General features: G+C 32.8%; 17 protein-coding genes. 2 read left to right on the top strand and 15 right to left on the bottom strand.

Annotated features, from left to right (window positions below):
* Window positions 1–145 precede the first annotated feature (145 nt).
* The 4 genes from ACFS5M_RS09890 to ACFS5M_RS09875 all read right to left on the bottom strand — a co-directional run bounded on the left by ACFS5M_RS09890 (window position 146) and on the right by ACFS5M_RS09875 (window position 5074).
* Window positions 146–2377 (bottom strand): TonB-dependent receptor, encoded by a 2232-nt coding sequence (locus ACFS5M_RS09890; RefSeq protein ID WP_183489669.1) that lies wholly within the window; start codon window positions 2375–2377, stop codon window positions 146–148.
* A gap of 28 nt (window positions 2378–2405) precedes the next feature.
* On the bottom strand, window positions 2406–3698 hold the full coding sequence (locus ACFS5M_RS09885) for a tetratricopeptide repeat protein (protein WP_183489668.1): 1293 nt from the start codon (window positions 3696–3698) through the stop codon (window positions 2406–2408).
* Window positions 3699–3792: 94 nt separating this feature from the next.
* Complete coding sequence (locus ACFS5M_RS09880) at window positions 3793–4350, bottom strand: DUF4331 family protein (protein WP_183489665.1); 558 nt, start codon at window positions 4348–4350, stop codon at window positions 3793–3795.
* A 22-nt stretch (window positions 4351–4372) separates the two neighbouring features.
* Window positions 4373–5074, bottom strand: a complete 702-nt coding sequence (locus tag ACFS5M_RS09875; RefSeq protein ID WP_183489662.1) for a DUF4331 family protein — start codon at window positions 5072–5074, stop codon at window positions 4373–4375.
* A gap of 138 nt (window positions 5075–5212) precedes the next feature.
* Between ACFS5M_RS09875 and ACFS5M_RS09870 the strand changes: the two genes are divergently transcribed.
* Window positions 5213–6385 carry an LETM1-related biofilm-associated protein gene (locus ACFS5M_RS09870; RefSeq protein WP_183489659.1) on the top strand — a complete coding sequence of 391 codons (1173 nt, stop codon included), beginning with the start codon at window positions 5213–5215 and terminating at the stop codon, window positions 6383–6385.
* 1 nt (window position 6386) lies between these two features.
* On the opposite strand, the gene ACFS5M_RS09865 is transcribed toward ACFS5M_RS09870, so the two are convergent.
* From ACFS5M_RS09865 to ACFS5M_RS09820, 10 genes are all read right to left on the bottom strand, one after another.
* Window positions 6387–7145, bottom strand: a complete 759-nt coding sequence (locus ACFS5M_RS09865) for a LytR/AlgR family response regulator transcription factor (protein ID WP_183489656.1) — start codon at window positions 7143–7145, stop codon at window positions 6387–6389.
* A gap of 151 nt (window positions 7146–7296) precedes the next feature.
* Complete coding sequence (locus ACFS5M_RS09860; protein WP_183489654.1) at window positions 7297–7656, bottom strand: 2TM domain-containing protein; 360 nt, start codon at window positions 7654–7656, stop codon at window positions 7297–7299.
* A gap of 12 nt (window positions 7657–7668) precedes the next feature.
* Complete coding sequence (locus ACFS5M_RS09855) at window positions 7669–8004, bottom strand: 2TM domain-containing protein (protein ID WP_183489652.1); 336 nt, start codon at window positions 8002–8004, stop codon at window positions 7669–7671.
* Between the two features lie 10 nt (window positions 8005–8014).
* Complete coding sequence (locus ACFS5M_RS09850) at window positions 8015–9352, bottom strand: histidine kinase (RefSeq protein WP_183489650.1); 1338 nt, start codon at window positions 9350–9352, stop codon at window positions 8015–8017.
* A gap of 26 nt (window positions 9353–9378) precedes the next feature.
* Window positions 9379–9999, bottom strand: coding sequence for a hypothetical protein (locus tag ACFS5M_RS09845; RefSeq protein WP_183489648.1), 621 nt, complete (start codon window positions 9997–9999; stop codon window positions 9379–9381).
* Between the two features lie 102 nt (window positions 10000–10101).
* A complete protein-coding gene (locus tag ACFS5M_RS09840; protein ID WP_183489646.1) occupies window positions 10102–12252 on the bottom strand; it encodes a TonB-dependent receptor in 2151 nt (716 codons plus the stop codon).
* Between the two features lie 250 nt (window positions 12253–12502).
* Window positions 12503–13975 carry an IMP dehydrogenase gene (guaB, locus tag ACFS5M_RS09835; RefSeq protein ID WP_183489644.1) on the bottom strand — a complete coding sequence of 491 codons (1473 nt, stop codon included), beginning with the start codon at window positions 13973–13975 and terminating at the stop codon, window positions 12503–12505.
* Window positions 13976–14036: 61 nt separating this feature from the next.
* Entirely contained in the window at window positions 14037–14741 is a 705-nt protein-coding gene (locus tag ACFS5M_RS09830; protein ID WP_183489641.1) for an Insecticidal toxin complex protein, read from the bottom strand.
* An 85-nt stretch (window positions 14742–14826) separates the two neighbouring features.
* Window positions 14827–15690, bottom strand: a complete 864-nt coding sequence (locus tag ACFS5M_RS09825; protein WP_183489638.1) for a hydroxymethylglutaryl-CoA lyase — start codon at window positions 15688–15690, stop codon at window positions 14827–14829.
* A gap of 16 nt (window positions 15691–15706) precedes the next feature.
* Entirely contained in the window at window positions 15707–16333 is a 627-nt protein-coding gene (locus ACFS5M_RS09820) for a LysE family translocator (protein WP_183489635.1), read from the bottom strand.
* 97 nt (window positions 16334–16430) lie between these two features.
* Between ACFS5M_RS09820 and ACFS5M_RS09815 the strand changes: the two genes are divergently transcribed.
* A complete protein-coding gene (locus ACFS5M_RS09815) occupies window positions 16431–17360 on the top strand; it encodes a T9SS type A sorting domain-containing protein (protein WP_183489632.1) in 930 nt (309 codons plus the stop codon).
* Here ACFS5M_RS09815 and ACFS5M_RS09810 read toward each other — a convergent pair.
* Complete coding sequence (locus tag ACFS5M_RS09810; RefSeq protein ID WP_183489629.1) at window positions 17346–18380, bottom strand: quinone-dependent dihydroorotate dehydrogenase; 1035 nt, start codon at window positions 18378–18380, stop codon at window positions 17346–17348. The two genes, ACFS5M_RS09815 and ACFS5M_RS09810, sit on opposite strands and share 15 nt — an antisense overlap.
* Window positions 18381–18518 lie beyond the last annotated feature (138 nt).

Genomic DNA, 18518 nt, shown 5'->3' with positions numbered 1-18518 from the left:
CACCAGCTTATTTCTAAACATAGTGCTTTCAAACCAACAAAAAACTCAATTAAAAACGTCCTACATTTTTTTGATTAAAATAGCAATAATGTTATTTGCTAGTTTTTATTGTCTTTTTTGAATATTATACAAATACGAACTTTTGTTAGAAGCTATAGCTTACACTTCCCTTAATAAAAAATGGTGTTCCTGGTGTAAAGTGAATTTCTTCTACAGATTGGATTTCATGTTGCAATCTAGATTCTGTTGCAAATTGGGTTTCATTCCATTCGACATCAAAAATATTTTCTACAACCACACCAAGGGTTATATTTTGAAAGGTATAATTTACATTAAAGTCAGTTACAAAATAACCTTCAGCAACTATAGAATTATCCTCATTTGCTGGTCTATCATCTAAAAAACGATATCTAATACCTCCCGAGAACCCTTTTAAATCATTCACAGACAACCCTCCAGCCATTGTAAAGTCTGGAGCTAAAGGAATATAATTTTGACCATCTGGATCATCAACACTTCTAGCATGAGTAAGTGTCGCATCTGTATCAAAATACAACCAATCATTTAATTGGTAACGCAATCCTAAATCTAATCCGTAGCGTTCGCTTTTCCCACTAGGTTCAACAATTCCAGCATCACCAACATAAACAAATTCCTGTTCAGAAAACAAATACCATAACGCAGAGTTCACTATCAACTCAGGAAAAGGTTTCCAAATAGTTCCTAAATCTAGACCATAAGCACGTGGTAAAATTTCTTTTCCGTTTTGTGCGACCACTACTCTAGTATCGTTTGAATGAAAACCAATACCAGATTTTAAAAATAATTGTAAATTGTCTTTAGCGTTGTAAAAGAAATTAAGTTTAGGGCTAACAATAGTTTTAGTTTCTGATTGCGTATTTAAATCTGGTTGTAATTGGTTATTGTATAGAAACTTAAAATAATCTAAGCGTAAAGATGGACTGATCGTAAATTTTCCTAATTCAAAATCTGCAGCAACAAAGGCATCTACATTAGTTTGATTGATATCTCCTAACTGTACGTTTTCGATGATGGTTGTTTTATTTAATGTTTTAGACAATTCCACATCCTTAGATATATCGTATCGTAAACCAACACCATAGTTTAATTGTACAGGCACAGCTCCTAATAATAAATCTTTTGTAATCTCTGTATTTAAACCAAAAATATGTCTGTTTTCCTTTTGTTTAATTTGATCTCCATGTATTGGGTCTTCCAAAAAGAAGGTGAAATTAGAATATAATTCAAAGGCGTAATGCGAATAAAAAGCATTGGTTTTAAACTTTGTATTATCTGAAATAAACTTATTAAAAACAACATTTAGATTTGTGCGTTCTGTCTGTCCTCCTTCTGTATCATCGATTGCTCCAAAACGTGAAATGTTTCCGTTATCGACTTCTCTTTGTGGTATCTGTCCTGATGCATCCCAACGACTTGTAAAATGCGAAGCTGTTAAAGAAAGTTTATTGTTTTCTGGGGAATACATGACGTATTTTCCAAAAAGGTTTAATCGATTAAAATTTTGAGGAGACTCAAAAGGGCCGTCTGAAGCAATATACTCTGCAGCTATATATGCATTTTGATTTTTAATGTCTTTTAACAAATTAAACATGGCTAAAGTTTTTAAGGAATTAAATTGTCCAGCTGAAACTTTAATCAGGCTTTCTTTTAAATAATCTTTACTTGAAAAATTAACATAACCTGCTGTGTTAAAATCACCTACATTCCCATAATATGGTCCTTTTCCAAAATCTATTTTATTAATTGTTTCAGGAATTACAAAGTGTAAATCACTATAACCTTGACCATGAGCATGAGAAACCATATTAACAGGCATACCATCTACCTGAATAGAAATATCTGTTCCATGATCGATATCAAAGCCTCTTAAAAAAAGTTGCTCTGCCTTACCTCCTCCTGCATGTTGACCAATAATTAGTCCAGGGATTTTTCTCAATATTTCTTGAGAAGAATTCACTGGTGTTGTTGTTAAGTCTATTTTAGTTATGGTATGTACTGCGTCTAATTGTTCTGTAAGTACAAGCTCATCTAACATTAGAGTTTTACTTTCTAAGACCAGTTCTAAGTCGTGGTTTATATGTTTTTCTTCTACAATAAAATTTTGCTTCTTAAAACCTAGAAGAGCAATGCTTATGGTATCACCAATTGTATTATTTAGCAAAATAAATGTTCCATTTGATAAGGTATGTGCATGTGTGTTTGAATTTATATTAAACACATATACATCTTCTAAAGGTTGGTTATACTTACTCGTAATCTTTCCTTTAATTGTTTGTCCAAACATTATAGAAAAAGAGCTAAATAATAAAATTAATACAATTACATTTCTGACCATTAGATTTTTATTTTTTTGAAACGCTAAACTAAATATTTATTACCTCATTTTCAAGTATTGGCCCAAGTTCAAAACCACTTTTTAACAATTCTTTTTTTAGTAATAAAGCCTCGTCTGTTTTTCCATTTGCTTTATAAATTTTAGCCAAATGAAATAACGCTTCTGGCTCGTAAGTATGATTGATAACATGTTTTTCTGCAACTTGCAATGCTTTTTCTACCTCTCCTTTGTTATAATATGTCCAAGCTAACAAACCATAAGATTCAGCTGTTGGTCTGTTTTTAATTTCTAGTTGTGCGAAATTTAAAGCTTCATCTGTTTTATTTAAATCTTCGGCAAATAACTTAGCATTATAAGCCATATACATCATACCATAATTTTTGTTCTTTACAAGTTCTACATAACGTTTAATATACATGTTTTTAGCCTTATAATCTTTCATATATTCAGCTATTTCCGCTTTAAACAAATAATAATCTGGAGCTTGATGTTGTTTAGAAATAGAATCTAAAATTCGAAGCGCTTCTTTAGGATTTCTTTCATAAGAATAGATTATCCATGCTAAACCTTTTTTTGCATAAGCGTTACCTGGGTTTAATTTCAGAGCTTTTAAGTAATATTCATAAGATTTTTTTATCTGACCATCATGTCCATAATAGTCAGCTATATTAGTATAAGACCACTCCATTAGGTTTTTACGTTTTGATGACTCAGCAATTTTCATTGCTTTTTCCATATATTTTAATGTCGCGTCTAATTCGCCTTGATGATCACTCCATTTGGCTAAACGAATTAAGAAATCAAAATCGGTTAAATCTTTAATCAATGATAAGTAGATTTCAGCTTCTTCTATATGGCCTAACTCTAAATGCACATCGAATAACATTTTTTGTGTGTCTTTTAGGTTATCTCCAATCGCTTCTGCTTTTTGTAATAGTGATAAAGATTCTTTAAATCTATGCTGTGAAATATAATTTCGTGCTAAAGCTCTTAAATAACCACAATTAGAATAATCAATTTTATCGTTTGCCCGAATTAAGTTTTTCTCAGCACTAATCAAAAAGGAAATATTTCCAGTAGTGCTAAATAACTGAGATTGTGACGCTGCAAGTTTAACTAAATAAGGATACTGACTTGGTTCTTTTTCTAGCTTTTCTTCCCAAAAAACATAATCTCCTTTTATAGATTGCAGCGTCTCATTCTCGACTAATTCAAGATAAGTATTGTAATCGCTTGTCTTTGTAATAACACTTGGTGTCTTACTACAGCTAAAAAACACTAGCGATAAAGTAAATAGTAGGATATAATATCTAGATTTCATTTTTTGTTGTTTTAGTTATTATTTTTTGTAGGTTTTGGTAGATGTCATAAAAACATTAGAGTATGTCATACACACTCTAATGCTAATAACTCTCTTACCAAGGCGATGCCAAGTAAGGGAATGAGGCAGAAAAAGGCTTATCGTTTGCGTCAACATTATCGTTTGACAATCCAGGATTTTCGGTAAAGTCTTCTCCACCAAAAATTAATAATAGTTCAACGGTTATTACATCATCTTCTAAAGTACGTCCAGTTAAAACATTAGTTCCATCATAAAATGTTGTCGTTCCATCTAAAGTAAGGTTAAGTACATCTGTAGCTAATAATTCCGTAAAATCTGAAGATGTTTGCATTAAAGCATTCATATCTCCTGGATTAGAAAATGCAGGACTTAACCCTTCTAAATTTGTCTGAAACATGGATTGAAATGCAGCACTCTGTTGTGAAGGTGGTGTTACATTAAATAGGTCTTTACTATCAGCACTTACTAATACCGTATTAATTGCTGGCCTTCCCATTTGATCTTCTTGTTCATAAGTTCCAGAGAAATCTGGTTCTGTAGGTGCCATTCCTCCATTATCATCATCGCTAGAGCAATTAAATACAAAAGCAGATATTAATAATGCACTCAAAATTATTTTTATAGTCTTCATAATATATATTTTAAATTTATTTTTATTGTTTTCTTTTAGATTCTACCCAAGTATTGATTGTTCCTGAACCTCCAACCATAGCTTTAGGTACCTCAACTACAATAGACATAACATTTGTTCCTGCAAAGGTGTCAGTTCCTGGGTTATCAAAACTTGTTGCAGTTCCTGCTATAATTTCACCATACTTAGCGAAATCCATAAAGAAAGGATCATCTCTTGGGCCAGCAAAAAAGCGCATTCCTGCATTGGTTGCTGTAACTACTGATGAACCATAGATAGAAATGTCAACCATAGATTGTGTGGCCATCGTTTCAATTGAACTAATTAATCCTGTTACCGAAGGTACTGTTGGCCCGAAGAAATACATTTTGCCATCTCGAGGAATCGCTTGAATTACTAAATCTTCTACATAATCGCCTGTAGTATCAATATTAAATTCTACAAGTACGTTTTCATTAAATGAAGCTGAAGCTGTAGCTTCGGGGCTAATTAACCCTTGTACATTTGCAATAAAAACGACATTATCTGTATCTTGTGCTTCAAAGGCATAGAAATCAGTAATATCACTATTCCCTCCTGCTACAGAAGGTGCATCAATATGATCGGCTGCTATCATAAAGTAAGCTACTAGTGTGAAAACGCTTAGTCCTAAAATAATTTTTAATTTTTGACTCACGAGACTAAAGCTATTTTTGTGTTCGTGATTTTTTTTTGAGTTTTTCATAATAAATGAGATTTTATGTTAATTAATTTTTGACTCTCACTCATACCTACGCAAAAAAGTTAAAGGTGGTTTTAAAAAAGTTTTAATAGGTTTTGTTTTACAGAAAAAATTATCTTTACATGACCTAATCTTTAAACCATGAATCCATCAGCAAATGGCTGGATAAAAAAATTAATAAAAGAGCTAGAAGCTAAGGCTGTACTAGATAATTTGTCTATTGAAGGGTTTTATTTAGCATTAAGAGATAGCGGATTTATTTACGGAAATAATGTGGCTGTTGTTGCTGATTTAACCGATGGAAAAGATTTTACAAATGAAGAAATTTGTAAAGTAAATTTACTTTCTGCTTTATATTTTTCTCATAAAAAACTTAACGCTTCTGATGCTTTTATTGATAGTGCAATAGAGTTTTACACTAAAATTGAAGACTATAAAAAATCGTTTTTTAGAGAATTATTAGGCGATAAGAAATCTTCGGGATTATTAGAAGATATTATTCATAAGCGTGTTTTAATTGACGACAACTTGATTAGCAAAAGTTTTAATTACTTTATCACTAATGCTTTATTATATATAGATGTTTTAGCCTATAAGCATTATTTAAAAAATGGTGCAATTACAGTGGATTATATTAAAAACTTAGAATCTTCGCTGGAAACTATTGTCCTATCTGTTTTAAATTCTAAGCAAACAAAAAGTAAGTATGATGACAGTTTAATTAAGCTTTTTGAACAATCGCTTCGTTATCAGAAAAAATTTAATATTACTTACCGTCAAGCCATTTCATTTATTAATAGTGAATTAGAAACCTATTATATTTTAGACATGGCGTGTATGGCCACATGGACAGATGAGACCATTGATAAAAAAGAGCATGCGTTTTTAAATCAGTTAGGTGTTGATTTATTTTTAGAAAACCAAACCATTGACGATGCTATTGCAGCAATAACTACGTTTTTTGACACTTACAAAGACCAAATTACTTTACTAGGCTCAAAAAACATTGTCAAAACTTTTTATGATAATTCTAGTAAAATGGTAAGTAAACTCATTTCTAGAAACAGTAAACGTTTACAAAAAGAATTAAGTCAGAGTAAAGAGTTAATGCTACTTATTTCACAGTCTACAGTAAGAGATTTAAGCGAAAACGAGCAGAAAAAAGTACAAGAACAATTGCTAGATATTTTTAAATCTATACCTAGCCTTGCTATTTTTATGCTTCCTGGAGGTGCATTATTACTCCCTTTAGTTATAAAGTTTATTCCTAAGTTATTACCAAGTGCCTTTGATGATAATAGGATTGAAGACTAGCTTACTCTAACCACATTTTAAAATCTTTTACACGTTCTCGTGCTACAATAACATCTTGCTCGTTAAACGAATTTAGTTTTATTTGTAAACGTGAGTTGGTGTAACTTACCATGTCTTTAATCGCATGAATATTCACAAAGAATTTTCTGTTAATTCTGAAGAATTGCTGTGGTTCTAATTCTAGTTCTAGTTGTTCTAAAGTGGTGTCTATTAAATAATTTCTACCTTCTGTAGTGTATAAGTACGTGCCTTTATTTTCGCTATAAAAACATTCAATCTCATCTATATTTATAAGTTTTAAATGCTGGCCAACTTTTATTGAAAATCGCTTTTTATATTCTCTTTCTATAGGATTTACAAGGAGTTTCTTAATATCATTAAAATCGAGCGTTACTTGCTGTTGTTGTTGAGGCAATCGTGTTTTGTATTTTGAAACTGCTTGCTCTAAATCATCTTCATCTATAGGTTTTAAAAGGTAGTCTATACTATTTAATTTGAAGGCTTGCAAAGCATACTCATCAAAAGCAGTGGTAAAAATAACAGCCGATTTAATGTCTATAGTCTCAAAAATTTCAAAAGATAAACCATCACTTAATTGAATATCTAAAAAAATAAGATCTGGATGTTCGTTGTTTTGGAACCAAATTATAGACTCTTCAACAGAATGTAGCATGATTTCTACTTTTAAATCTAAACGCTCTAACATGCGTTGTAAGCGTCTTGCTGATGGCTTTTCGTCTTCTATAATTATGATATTCATTTTACTTTTATTTTGCGTTAGCGATTGATACGTTATCCTTTTTTATAGATTCCTGTCACTGCAGGAATGGCTCTATAAAAAAGATTTAAGTGGAAAGCGCGACGTTTGTTGGCTGAGCAAAGCTAAAGGCAACAAAGGTAACGCCCAAAACCTATTCATATTTATTCATGATTTTATTTTCTTTATCCATAAACTCTTTAATCTTTTTACTTTCCCAATCTTTAGAGAAGAATATGTTTTTTCCGAATACACCAAACCAGTGCGAAACAATTCCTATACCCCAAAACAGCCAAACAGCGTAAGTGCCAAAATCTGTAAAAACCTCTCTAAAAGATGCGCCATGACTAAAATCGCTAGAAACTTTAGAGATTGAAATAAAAAGGTTAACTGCCAAATACCAAAAGAAATGCCAATAAAACCCTTTAATCTCTTTGAGTCTTTTTTCGGCACGTCTATAAGCCGATTCACTATAATTGTTTTCTTTATATGGTTCTATATTATACTTCTCCATGATTCATAAAATTTAATTCCATTTTTTATTACGCTCTTCTTCTCTCAAATACTGTTCTATTTTGCGTTGCTCCCAATGGCTTCCAAATAGGCCACGTCCTTTATGAACAAAGACTATAAATGCATGTATTGCTAAACCAAAGCCCCAAGGAATTAGGGAATACCAAAACCATTTATAGTCCCAATACGTTAGATAGTTAATAAAAATTGTAAATGGTGTAAACAGACAATAGGCAAGCAGATGCTGATAAAAAGTTTTAGTTTCTTTAAGTCTTTTTTCGGCGCGTTTATATGCCAAGCTTCTTTGGTGATCTGTTTCTTTATAAGGTTCGATATGATTTGTTTCCATCACTTTTAATTTAATTCCATTTCTTTTTATTTTCTTCTTCTTTCATATACTGCTCTATTTTTCGTTGTTCCCAACTGATGCCTAAAACGCCATCATTGACAAAAACTTGATAAGCATGAAAGCATATTCCGATGCCCCAACCAAATAGAGGAAACCAAAACCAATGGAATTCCCATGACGTTTTATAATTAATAAAAATAATAAAAGGAATAACGACGCAATACGCGACAATACTATAGTAAAACCCTTTTAGATTTTCTACGTGTTTTCGAGCTCGTTCATAACTTTGCTCTGATGGTGTTTCTAATTTTTTCATAACTGTGATTTGTTTTGTCAGCATTGGTATTGCAACTGCAAAACTTTTTGCTTCTTGATTGATGAATACTTTTTTATCGGTTAATAAGTCATAGCGTTGTTTGATATTGCTTAAACCAACACCACTACTCTTTTTTACGATTTGTTTTGGTTGTAAATTATTCTCTACAACCAAGTTGCCATTTTCTTCATATATTTTAATATGTAATGGTTTTGCTGAAGTGACCATATTGTGTTTTACAGCATTTTCTAAAAGGAGCTGTAATGATAATGGTACGACTTTACTTTCTGGGTTTGAAGCTTGGTCTGGAATTTCAAAAATGATGCTGTCTTCAAACCTTGTTTTTAAAAGCGACATATACGTTTTAGCAAAAGCGAGTTCCTCATCTACAGTAACCAGATCTTTATTTTTTTGTTCTAAGACATAACGGTAAACTTTAGACAATGAGGTTGTAAACTTTTGAGCATTATCTGGGTTTTCTTCAATTAGACTTGTTAGAACATTTAAACTATTGAACAAAAAATGTGGGTCTAACTGATTTTTTAAAGCATCAAACTTAGCGCTTGCAGTACCAGCAATGACTTTTTGTTCTTTAATTTTCTTTTGTTGATATTTATTATAGAAATAAATAAAATGAAAGGTAATGACAATAGTTAAAGTAATCCACAGTCCAAATTGATACGGTTTAAGAGTTTCATGCGCTATAAAATAATCGAAGGTTTGTCCGAAATAATATAAAGCCGTAAACGTTCGCAATAAAACCAGTCCAATAATTGTAATAACGACAGAGCCTAAAACGCCAATAACAATACGCTTAATTGTATCTGATTCGTTCCATTTACGTTGTTCTAAATATGAAAAGTAAAACATATTAGAATACCCTAAAACGAAAGCATACAATTGATAAAAGCTAAATTCAATTAAAAATCCACGTACTGTACCAAATGAGAATCCGTCTGACAATAAATTTCCGATGACGAAAACGATACATCCAATAAAGAAAGTGATAAATATGTTTTTAATTGATTTCATTGTGTGTTTGTTTTTTTAAAAAAGAATTATTTACAGGCTTTTAAAGCTTCCTCAGCACGTTCTCTTCCCCAGTTTGGGTGAAATTCAGATTCTGGTTTAAAGTTAGCAAAAAGTTCTATGGAGCGTTCTATATTTTTACAAAATGGTGCTGTATCTTGTCCAAAATAACGCGCGCCTCCTATTTCCCATTCTGCTCTATTGTACACCACTCTAGGGTTTGTAGGATCTATTTGTTCGGCTTGTGTATATAAAGCCATTACTTTTCCTGATAAGGTCATACCATAAGTTGCACCATCACTAGCGACATAAACAGTATATAATAAAGCTTGTAAGACCATAATTTCTGGATTGTCTTTTGAGATTGCTGAAGCTTCATTTAATAAGTCTTGTGCTTTATTTAATTGAGCTTCTAGTGCTTCTCTATCATTCAATTTAGAAAACCCATCAAACACTAAAGTAGCTGCTGCATAATAAGGTGGTAGCCAGTTGTCTGGTTCTGCTTTTGATATACGTTCAAATAACTGTGAAGCTTCTATAGCGTTAGTTCCCCAAAGGTCTAAGGCTTTTTGCATTCCTAATTCATACTTTGTTTGGGACGTAGCGATACTTGTTATAAATAGGGCTACAATGATAATTACTTTTTGCATGTGTTTTGATTTTTAATTAATTATAAGACAAATATCGACTGATTTAGCGTTATTATAAATCTCTTTCGACTGAATTGTCATTTTATATGGATAAGTTGTAATTTATAGATTATCTAATTGATTGTCTGTTCCTTTCTCACTGATGGTCCAAAAGAATCCAACAAAAAAGAATTGGTCTGCTGCAGGACGTAAACTTCGGCTTGCAAAATTGCCATTAACATCTGGTGTATTAGCAAATTGGTAGCCATTTATGTTTTTAAATCCGAGTACATTATTCACCGAAAAATAAAGAATTTTTTGTGGCGTCAATAAATAGGCCCAATTTAAGCTTAAGCTGTTATAGGCTTTTGTTTTTTGATTTAAGAAACCTGATTTGTTCGGATCGGTATAAGTTCGACCTGAAGCGAACGAATAACTCATACCTACTTGACTTTTCCAATCATTAATCCAATATTTTCCGACTACTGATAAATTATGTGCATTCGCAAAATTTGGTTGTGCACTATTCGGAAAGTTATTATAATTCCGTTCGCTATCTAAAAACGAATAACTCACCCAATAATCTACATTCTTGATGTTTCGACTATCGCGCCAAAACAAATCGATGCCTTTAGCAAATCCGTAGCCTTGACTATTATAATTTGAGTCGAAACTAGCAAAGTCACTATCGTACTTCACCAATTGATCATAATCTTTATAGTAGGCTTCAGCTCTAAACAACTGTCCTTTGCCATTATATTGATAGTTGAGAATATAATGTGTCGTATGTTGTGCTTCTAAGTCCTGCTCAAATTTCAAAATATTAGAATTTGGGTTCTGATAAAAATCGCCATAAGCTAAAGATATCTGGCTTTTTTCCGACGTTTTATAAGCCATCGATAATCGAGGAGACAGCGTTAATTCTTTAAATAATTCGCTATACTCTAGACGCAACCCAGCTTTTAGGGCTAGTTTTTTTGAAAAGAAAATATCTGCTTCGGTAAATGCTGCACTGATATTATTTGTATAACCATAATCAACTGATGGTGTAAATACATCCTGGTAATCTTCAGTAAAATGTGTTGAAAAATATTCGGCACCAACATTTAATTTAAAATAATTATTAAATCGATGTTTTAGTTTTAGTTTAGCGTGATAAGAATTTTCGTCATCATCAATATCTGCATCATCAAAACTAATTTTATTTTTAGCTTTAGTATAACTCAATCCTGTTTGTAATTTCCAATTATCGCTCAAATGACCTTCATAAGAACCATTAAAGTAAAAGTTCTTATTGTTTAACTTAAAGTGCACGCCATCAGCACTATTAATATCTTCTTGAGTTAATTCAAAACTACTTGTATCGAATGCTGAATATAATTTCAACATACCACTACCTAGTTCTTGTCGAAAAACAGCTTCTCCCGAAATACCTTCGAAAGGTTTATCCCAATCGTTTCTATCCTTAAAAATAGAATTATATGGTGCTAAGTTGATATACGATGCATTAACGCTTAAGGAATTTGTCTTCCATTTTTGAGTGTTACCAAGCACTCCACCAACCGTCATAATACCAATATCTGTTTTTTCTTGGTCAGGAATACCAGTTGTATTCAATAACAAAACACTAGACAGAGCTTGTCCGAATTCTGCGGAATACCCTCCAGTAGAAAACGTAATACCATCAAATAGAAAAGGCGAATAACGTCCACGAGTTGGCACATTATTCGTTGTTGGTGAATAGGGCGTGAATACACGAATGCCATCTATAAATATTTGTGTTTCTTCTGCATCTCCTCCACGCACAAAAAGGCGTCCATCTTCTGCTACTGTTGTGGTTCCTGGAAGTGTTTGCAATGCGCCAACAAAATCACCTAAAGCGCTCGCTGTAGTAACAACATCTAAAGGCTTTAATGCATTTACCTTAGAATTATCGCCAGCCGAAAATGTTCCAGCAGAAAGCACTACAGTATCTAAGGTGTTAATATCATCTTTAAGAACTATATTTAAATCTTTCATAAATGAAATATCGCCTAGCATCATAAAAGTCTCATAAGACAAATACGAAACGACTAAAGTTTGACTTCCTGTTTCTGTGGTTTTAAATGAAAAGACACCTTGTTCATTTGTAGTAGCACCATCATAAGTTCCTTCTAAATATACGTTAGCTTCTGCAATAGGATTATTTTTAGAATCTGTAACGGTTCCACTAATAACTTGTGCTGATAGTTGTAGTGTTACAAAATAGACAAAGAGAGGTAATAGTTTTTTCATGTGTTTAATATTGATTAATTTGATTGATGCTGCAAAGATGAATCAGAAAGAGAGCATATGAAACTAATAAATACCGAATTGTAGCATTCTTACGATGAGATGTCATGAACAAATCAATAAAATGTAAAAAACACTTAATTAATCGCCAAGAAAAAAGAACATCTGACTTATCACAGATAGGCAAGATGCTTCGTAAGGTGACAATTCAAGAAACCTTTGTTCAAATTCAGATGTTGGTAAAAGCTAAATTCTACCTTGAGTAATTAGGTGATTCTTTGGTAATTGTAACATCGTGCGGATGGCTTTCATTGATACCTGATGCTGTAATTTTCACAAATTGACCATGGTCTTGAAGCGTGGTTATATCTTTAGCGCCACAATAGCCCATTCCAGCACGTAAACCACCAATAAACTGATGAATGCTTTCAAACAATTCGCCTTTGTAAGGTACACGTCCTACAATGCCTTCTGGAACTAGTTTTTTAATATCGTCTTCCACATCTTGAAAATAGCGGTCTTTACTTCCTTGTTTCATAGCTTCTACTGAACCCATTCCACGATAAGATTTAAATTTTCGGCCTTCGTAAATAATCGTTTCTCCAGGAGATTCTTTAGTTCCTGCTAGCAAAGAGCCTAGCATTACTGTATCTGCTCCTGCTGCTATTGCTTTAGGAATATCACCAGTATATCTAATCCCTCCATCTGCTATCACTGGAACTCCAGAGCCTTTAATGGCAGCAGCTACTTCTAAAACCGCTGAGAATTGTGGAAATCCTACTCCAGCGACCACTCGTGTTGTACAAATGGAACCTGGACCAATACCAACTTTTACAGCATCTGCTCCTGCTTCAACCAAATATTTTGCGGCAGCTCCTGTGGCGATATTTCCAACAATAACATCTAATTCTGGGAATTTAGCTTTAACTTCTTTTAGCACTGTCACCACACCTTTTGTATGTCCATGCGCTGTATCAATAATTACTGCATCGACACCAGACCTTACTAATGCTTCGGTTCGCTCTACTGCATCAGCTGTTACGCCTAAAGCAGCAGCAACACGAAGTCTTCCGTATTGATCTTTATTAGAAATAGGTTTCTGAGTTAATTTGGTAATGTCTCTAAACGTAATTAATCCTGCTAACTTATAGTTGTCATCGACAATTAGTAATTTCTCTATTTTATGTTGATTCAAAATTCCTTCAGCATCTTGTAACGATGTTCCTATTGGAGCTGTAACTAAATTTTTGCTCGTCATGACCTCAACAATAGCTCTGTTATTATTTTTTTCAAATCGCAAATCTCTATTTGTCACAATTCCTTTTAGTAATCCGTTATCATCTATAATAGGAATGCCTCCAATACTATGCTCTGCCATTAGCTTTTTAGCATCTATAACTTTAGCATCTAAGGTCATTGTTACTGGGTCAGTTATCATACCACTTTCTGCACGTTTTACACGACGGACTTCATTGGCTTGATCTTCTATACTCATATTCTTGTGTAACACACCTATTCCGCCTTCACGAGCAATTGCAATAGCCATGGCACTTTCGGTAACAGTATCCATAGCAGCAGATACAATAGGAATATTGATGCTAATGTTTCGAGTAAATTTTGTTTGAATATTGACTTCGCGTGGTAAAACTTCCGAGAAAGCTGGAACTAATAATACGTCATCGTAGGTTAAACCTTCGCCTACAATTTTGTTGTCGTGTGCTGTCATGATGCAATTAAGATTTAATTGCACACAAAGATACAACTAAAATTATCTTTTTAGCTAAATATTATTTATAAGTATTTTTACAATAGTCTCGTAAACTTTGAATGGCATATTTATAACGCGCTTCTGGATTAGAAATGTCGCCTTTAAAACGAATCGATTTATCGACCATCAAGCCATAAAAGCCTTTCCCTTTTGCCATACGCTCTATAGTCTTTAAACTTTTTGAATCTATAGATTGATAGATTTGTTCTAACCATTCGTATTGTTCTTTATACAACATATATTCATCCCAATGCTGAGCAATTTCACCTTTAATAACATCTTTAGAATTGTATAATAATCGCAATTCATTAAATGCTTGGTTAAAAACAGTTTCACTACCTTGATACGCATAGTTTTTAATACTTTTATTGGTAAAAATATTATAAGGAAACGCTTTGATTAGTCGCAGTTTATTTGAAATAAAATGAGCCATTTTTGGCCATATTACTTCATAGCCTTTAAGATTTAAATGTGTGTAAAACCATGCATAAAAATCTCGGCGTTGCTTAATGGTAATGTATTCTTCTGGGTGATGATGATTAAGATTATAGGCATTCGCTTTTTGCCAAACGATAGTATTCTGCTTTCTATCGGATTTGAGCCAATCTTTTTGAGACAATGCTATTTGCTTGGTTTCCTTTTGAAACTGCTGAAGGCTTTTCCACTCTTTTGAAAATGCTGAAAAGTGAATAGTACAGATAAAAACAAAAAGGAGTTGTTTCATATTTTTTTTAAAATTCGAAGTTTAAAAATACAGAAACAAATAATTATAGTCCCTAATTAACTACGGAAGATTTTAAAAGGACTAATTAATGATAAGCAGTAAAAATCTTAGTCGCTTCATTATAAGCGCTTTCAAATGACAAAGCATTTAAATCATGTGCTTTTTTAGAGGTTAAATAAGACAGTACTTTTTCGGTTGGCATATTACCTGTTAGTTCGTCTTTAGCCATTGGACAACCACCAAATCCTTGAATAGCGCCATCAAAACGTCTACAACCTGCTTTATAGGCTGCATCAACTTTTTCAAACCATGTTGTTGGTGTTGTGTGCAAATGTGCACCAAACTCAATATTCTGATATTGAGGAATTAAATTAGAAAATAAATAATCGATATTCTCTGGGTTTGAAGTCCCTACTGTATCGCTAAGCGATAAAATATTCACACCCATTTTACTCAATCTCTCGGTCCACTCTCCTACTATATCTACATTCCAAGGGTCGCCATAAGGGTTCCCGAAACCCATAGATATATATACAACTACTTGCTTGCTGTGTTTTTGAGCTAAACTTAAAATATCTTGTAAAATCAAAACCGATTGTGCAATGGTCTTATGCGTGTTACGCATTTGAAAGTTTTCCGAAATAGAAAAAGGATACCCTAAATAATCTATTTCTGGATGCTGGCAAGCTGCTTCAGCGCCACGAAGATTCGCAACTATAGCTAATAACTTACTAGTCGTTTTACTTAAATCTAATTGCGCTAATACTTCAGCCGTATCTACCATTTGAGGTATCGCTTTAGGCGATACAAAGCTTCCGAAATCAATCGTATCAAAACCCACACGTAACAACGACTGAATATACTGCACCTTCTGCGCTGTTGGAATAAATTGCTTTATTCCTTGCATCGCATCACGAGGACATTCAATAACTTTAACGTGTTTAGACATGACAGTAAAAATAAGACTATTTTTCAGATAATAATATAAAAATTGCAATACCTACAAATACAATAATTTGTAACCATTTTAATAAAACGCCAACGTTCTCATTTTGTTTAATATAGTCTGAAATAGTACCTGCTAAAATAGCAATTGTAGAAAAGATGATTAAAGAGACTAACATAAACAGAAGACCTAAAACATAAAATTGAACAACTGTACTTAAAGTGTCACTAAATAAAAACCCAGGAAAAAACGCCAAAAAGAAGATAGAGACTTTAGGATTAAGCACATTCATAATAAAACCCTGTTTATACAATTGCACCAAGCTCTTTTTTGGAGCATTAGTATTTGTCATTCTAATACTCGCATCACTTTTATATACTTTATAGGCTAAGTAGAATAAATACAAAGCTCCAAAAAGTTTAATCGCAAAATACAGAGTATCATTCTCTTTTATAATTGCTGAAACTCCAAAAGCCACAAGTGTAGTATGTACAATACACCCAGAAATCAATCCAGCAACTGTTGCCAATCCATATTGTTTTCCATTGGTAATGCTTTGCATCAAAACATAAATATTGTCTGGTCCTGGAGAACATGCTAATGCTGAAGTGGCTAATACAAAAGAAAGAAGAAGCTCGTAATTCAATATTGAAATTTTTTCAAAAATAAGTTTTTAGAAATTAAGTGGTTTAAAAAAGTAAGTCTTTTAAATAAATAACGACTTAATCAGAAAATTAACGACCATGAAAAAAATTACACTTTTACTTTCCTTATTTCTGGCTAGCATTTTCGCAACACTTCAATCGCAATCAATAGCTACTTACGATATTGTTTTTACAAGTACTTGGAATGCTAGTGAACATACTAATGCAATGGACATGTCGCTTCCAGGAAATGCGCATTGGTCTAAATTAGTTGGAGTGAATCACAATAGTGATGTTGATTTTTTTGAAGTTGGGCAAATGGCTACTCTTGGTGTTGAATTGATTGCTGAAAACGGAACGAATGATGTCTTTAGAGACACAGATGTTCAAAACGCTATTGATGCTTTAGATGCTCAACAATATATTAATGGTCCTTCCCTTTCTACTGCTGCAGGTACAATAACAATAACTGGACTAGAAGTCAATCAAGATTTCCCCTTACTAACCTTATTATCAATGGTAGCACCTAGTCCTGATTGGTATATTGGTCTTGATGGTCTTAACTTATTAGATGCAAGTGGCAATTGGAAAACTTCAATAACAATTCCTATGACTTTCGTATATGATGCTGGAACAGATAGTGGATCTAATTATACTTCTGGAAATAACGATGCTAATCTTCCTATTTCTATCTTTGACATGTCTAATACAATCGAACCTTTTAATGGTAATGATATTGGTTTTATTGAAATCACACTCACCAATGTATTAAGTGTAGAAGACCTTAACAGTATAGATGCGATAAAACTTTTTCCAAATCCTAGTCAAGGTAAAGTAACAATCACCAATACAAGAGATTTAGAAACTGTTGAAGTTTACAATATATTAGGTCGACTTGTAACACGAATCCAAGTGCAACAAAACCCAACATTAGAGCTTCATTTATCACATCTTAGCAAAGGCTTATATGTGGTTAAAATGACAGATATAAACACCAATACAAAAACTCAAAAATTAATCTTGGAGTAAAGCTTTATTGATGCGCTTGATTAACTGAGGGCCTTCATATATAAAGCCTGTGTACAATTGCACTAAATCGGCTCCTGCATTAAGTTTTTCTAAGGCATCCTCTTTGGTATGAATCCCTCCAACACCTATAATTGGAAAGGCTTTATTGCTTTGTTCTGAAAGAAAACGAATCACTTCGGTTGAACGAGAAGTTAAAGGTTTTCCACTTAAACCACCAACCTCGGACTTATTTTCACTTTGTAAGTCTTTACGAGAGATTGTAGTATTTGTGGCAATTACACCATCAATTTTTGTACTCGCAACAATATCAATAATATCTAATAATTGCTCCTTAGTTAAATCTGGTGCAATTTTAAGTAGAATTGGTTTTTGATAGTTTTTACTGGCGTTTTCTTCTTTTAAAACCTTCAACAATTTGGTTAGTGGTTCTTTATCTTGTAAGGCTCTTAAATTTGGTGTATTAGGAGAACTTACATTCACTACAAAATAATCGACATAATCAAACAGTGCATTAAAACAAATCTTATAATCATCTACAGCATGTTCATTTGGTGTGACTTTATTTTTGCCAATATTTCCTCCAATAAGCACACCTCTTGACCTGAGCGAAGTCGAAGGGTGTTTTAAACGCTCTACAGCTTCAACAACGCCTCCATTATTAAAACCCATTCGATTAATAATCGCTTGATCTGCTTTTAGTCTGAATAATCGTTTCTTCGGATTCCCTTCTTGAGGTTTTGGAGTTAGTGTTCCTATTTCAATAAAACCAAATCCGAAGCTACTCAACTCATTAAAAAGCTTCGCGTCTTTATCGAAACCAGCCGCTAATCCCACAGGGTTTTTAAAGGTTAAACCAAAGAGTTGGCGCTCTAAACGCTTATCTTCAATCACATATAACTGCTTTATAATAGATGAGAATCCTGGTATTTTATTTATAAGGCGAATACATTTAAATGTAAAATGATGAATTTTTTCAGGATCAAAAAGAAAAAATAAAGGTCGAATGAAGCGTTTATACATTTGGCTGTGTTTGTGCAAAAATAGACTTAAATAAAAAATGACACAATTCAAATCTCAAAAAAAAACATAAATTGTATCTTTAAGCCCTTAGGGTTTGTTAACAATCTCACTCAAGCACTATAAATAATTAATATTACA

The organism is Lacinutrix iliipiscaria (assembly GCF_042686125.1).
GTDB lineage: Bacteria > Bacteroidota > Bacteroidia > Flavobacteriales > Flavobacteriaceae > Oceanihabitans > Oceanihabitans iliipiscarium.
Note: the sequence above shows the minus strand (reverse complement) of the source record. Positions and strands in the feature narration are given on the sequence as shown.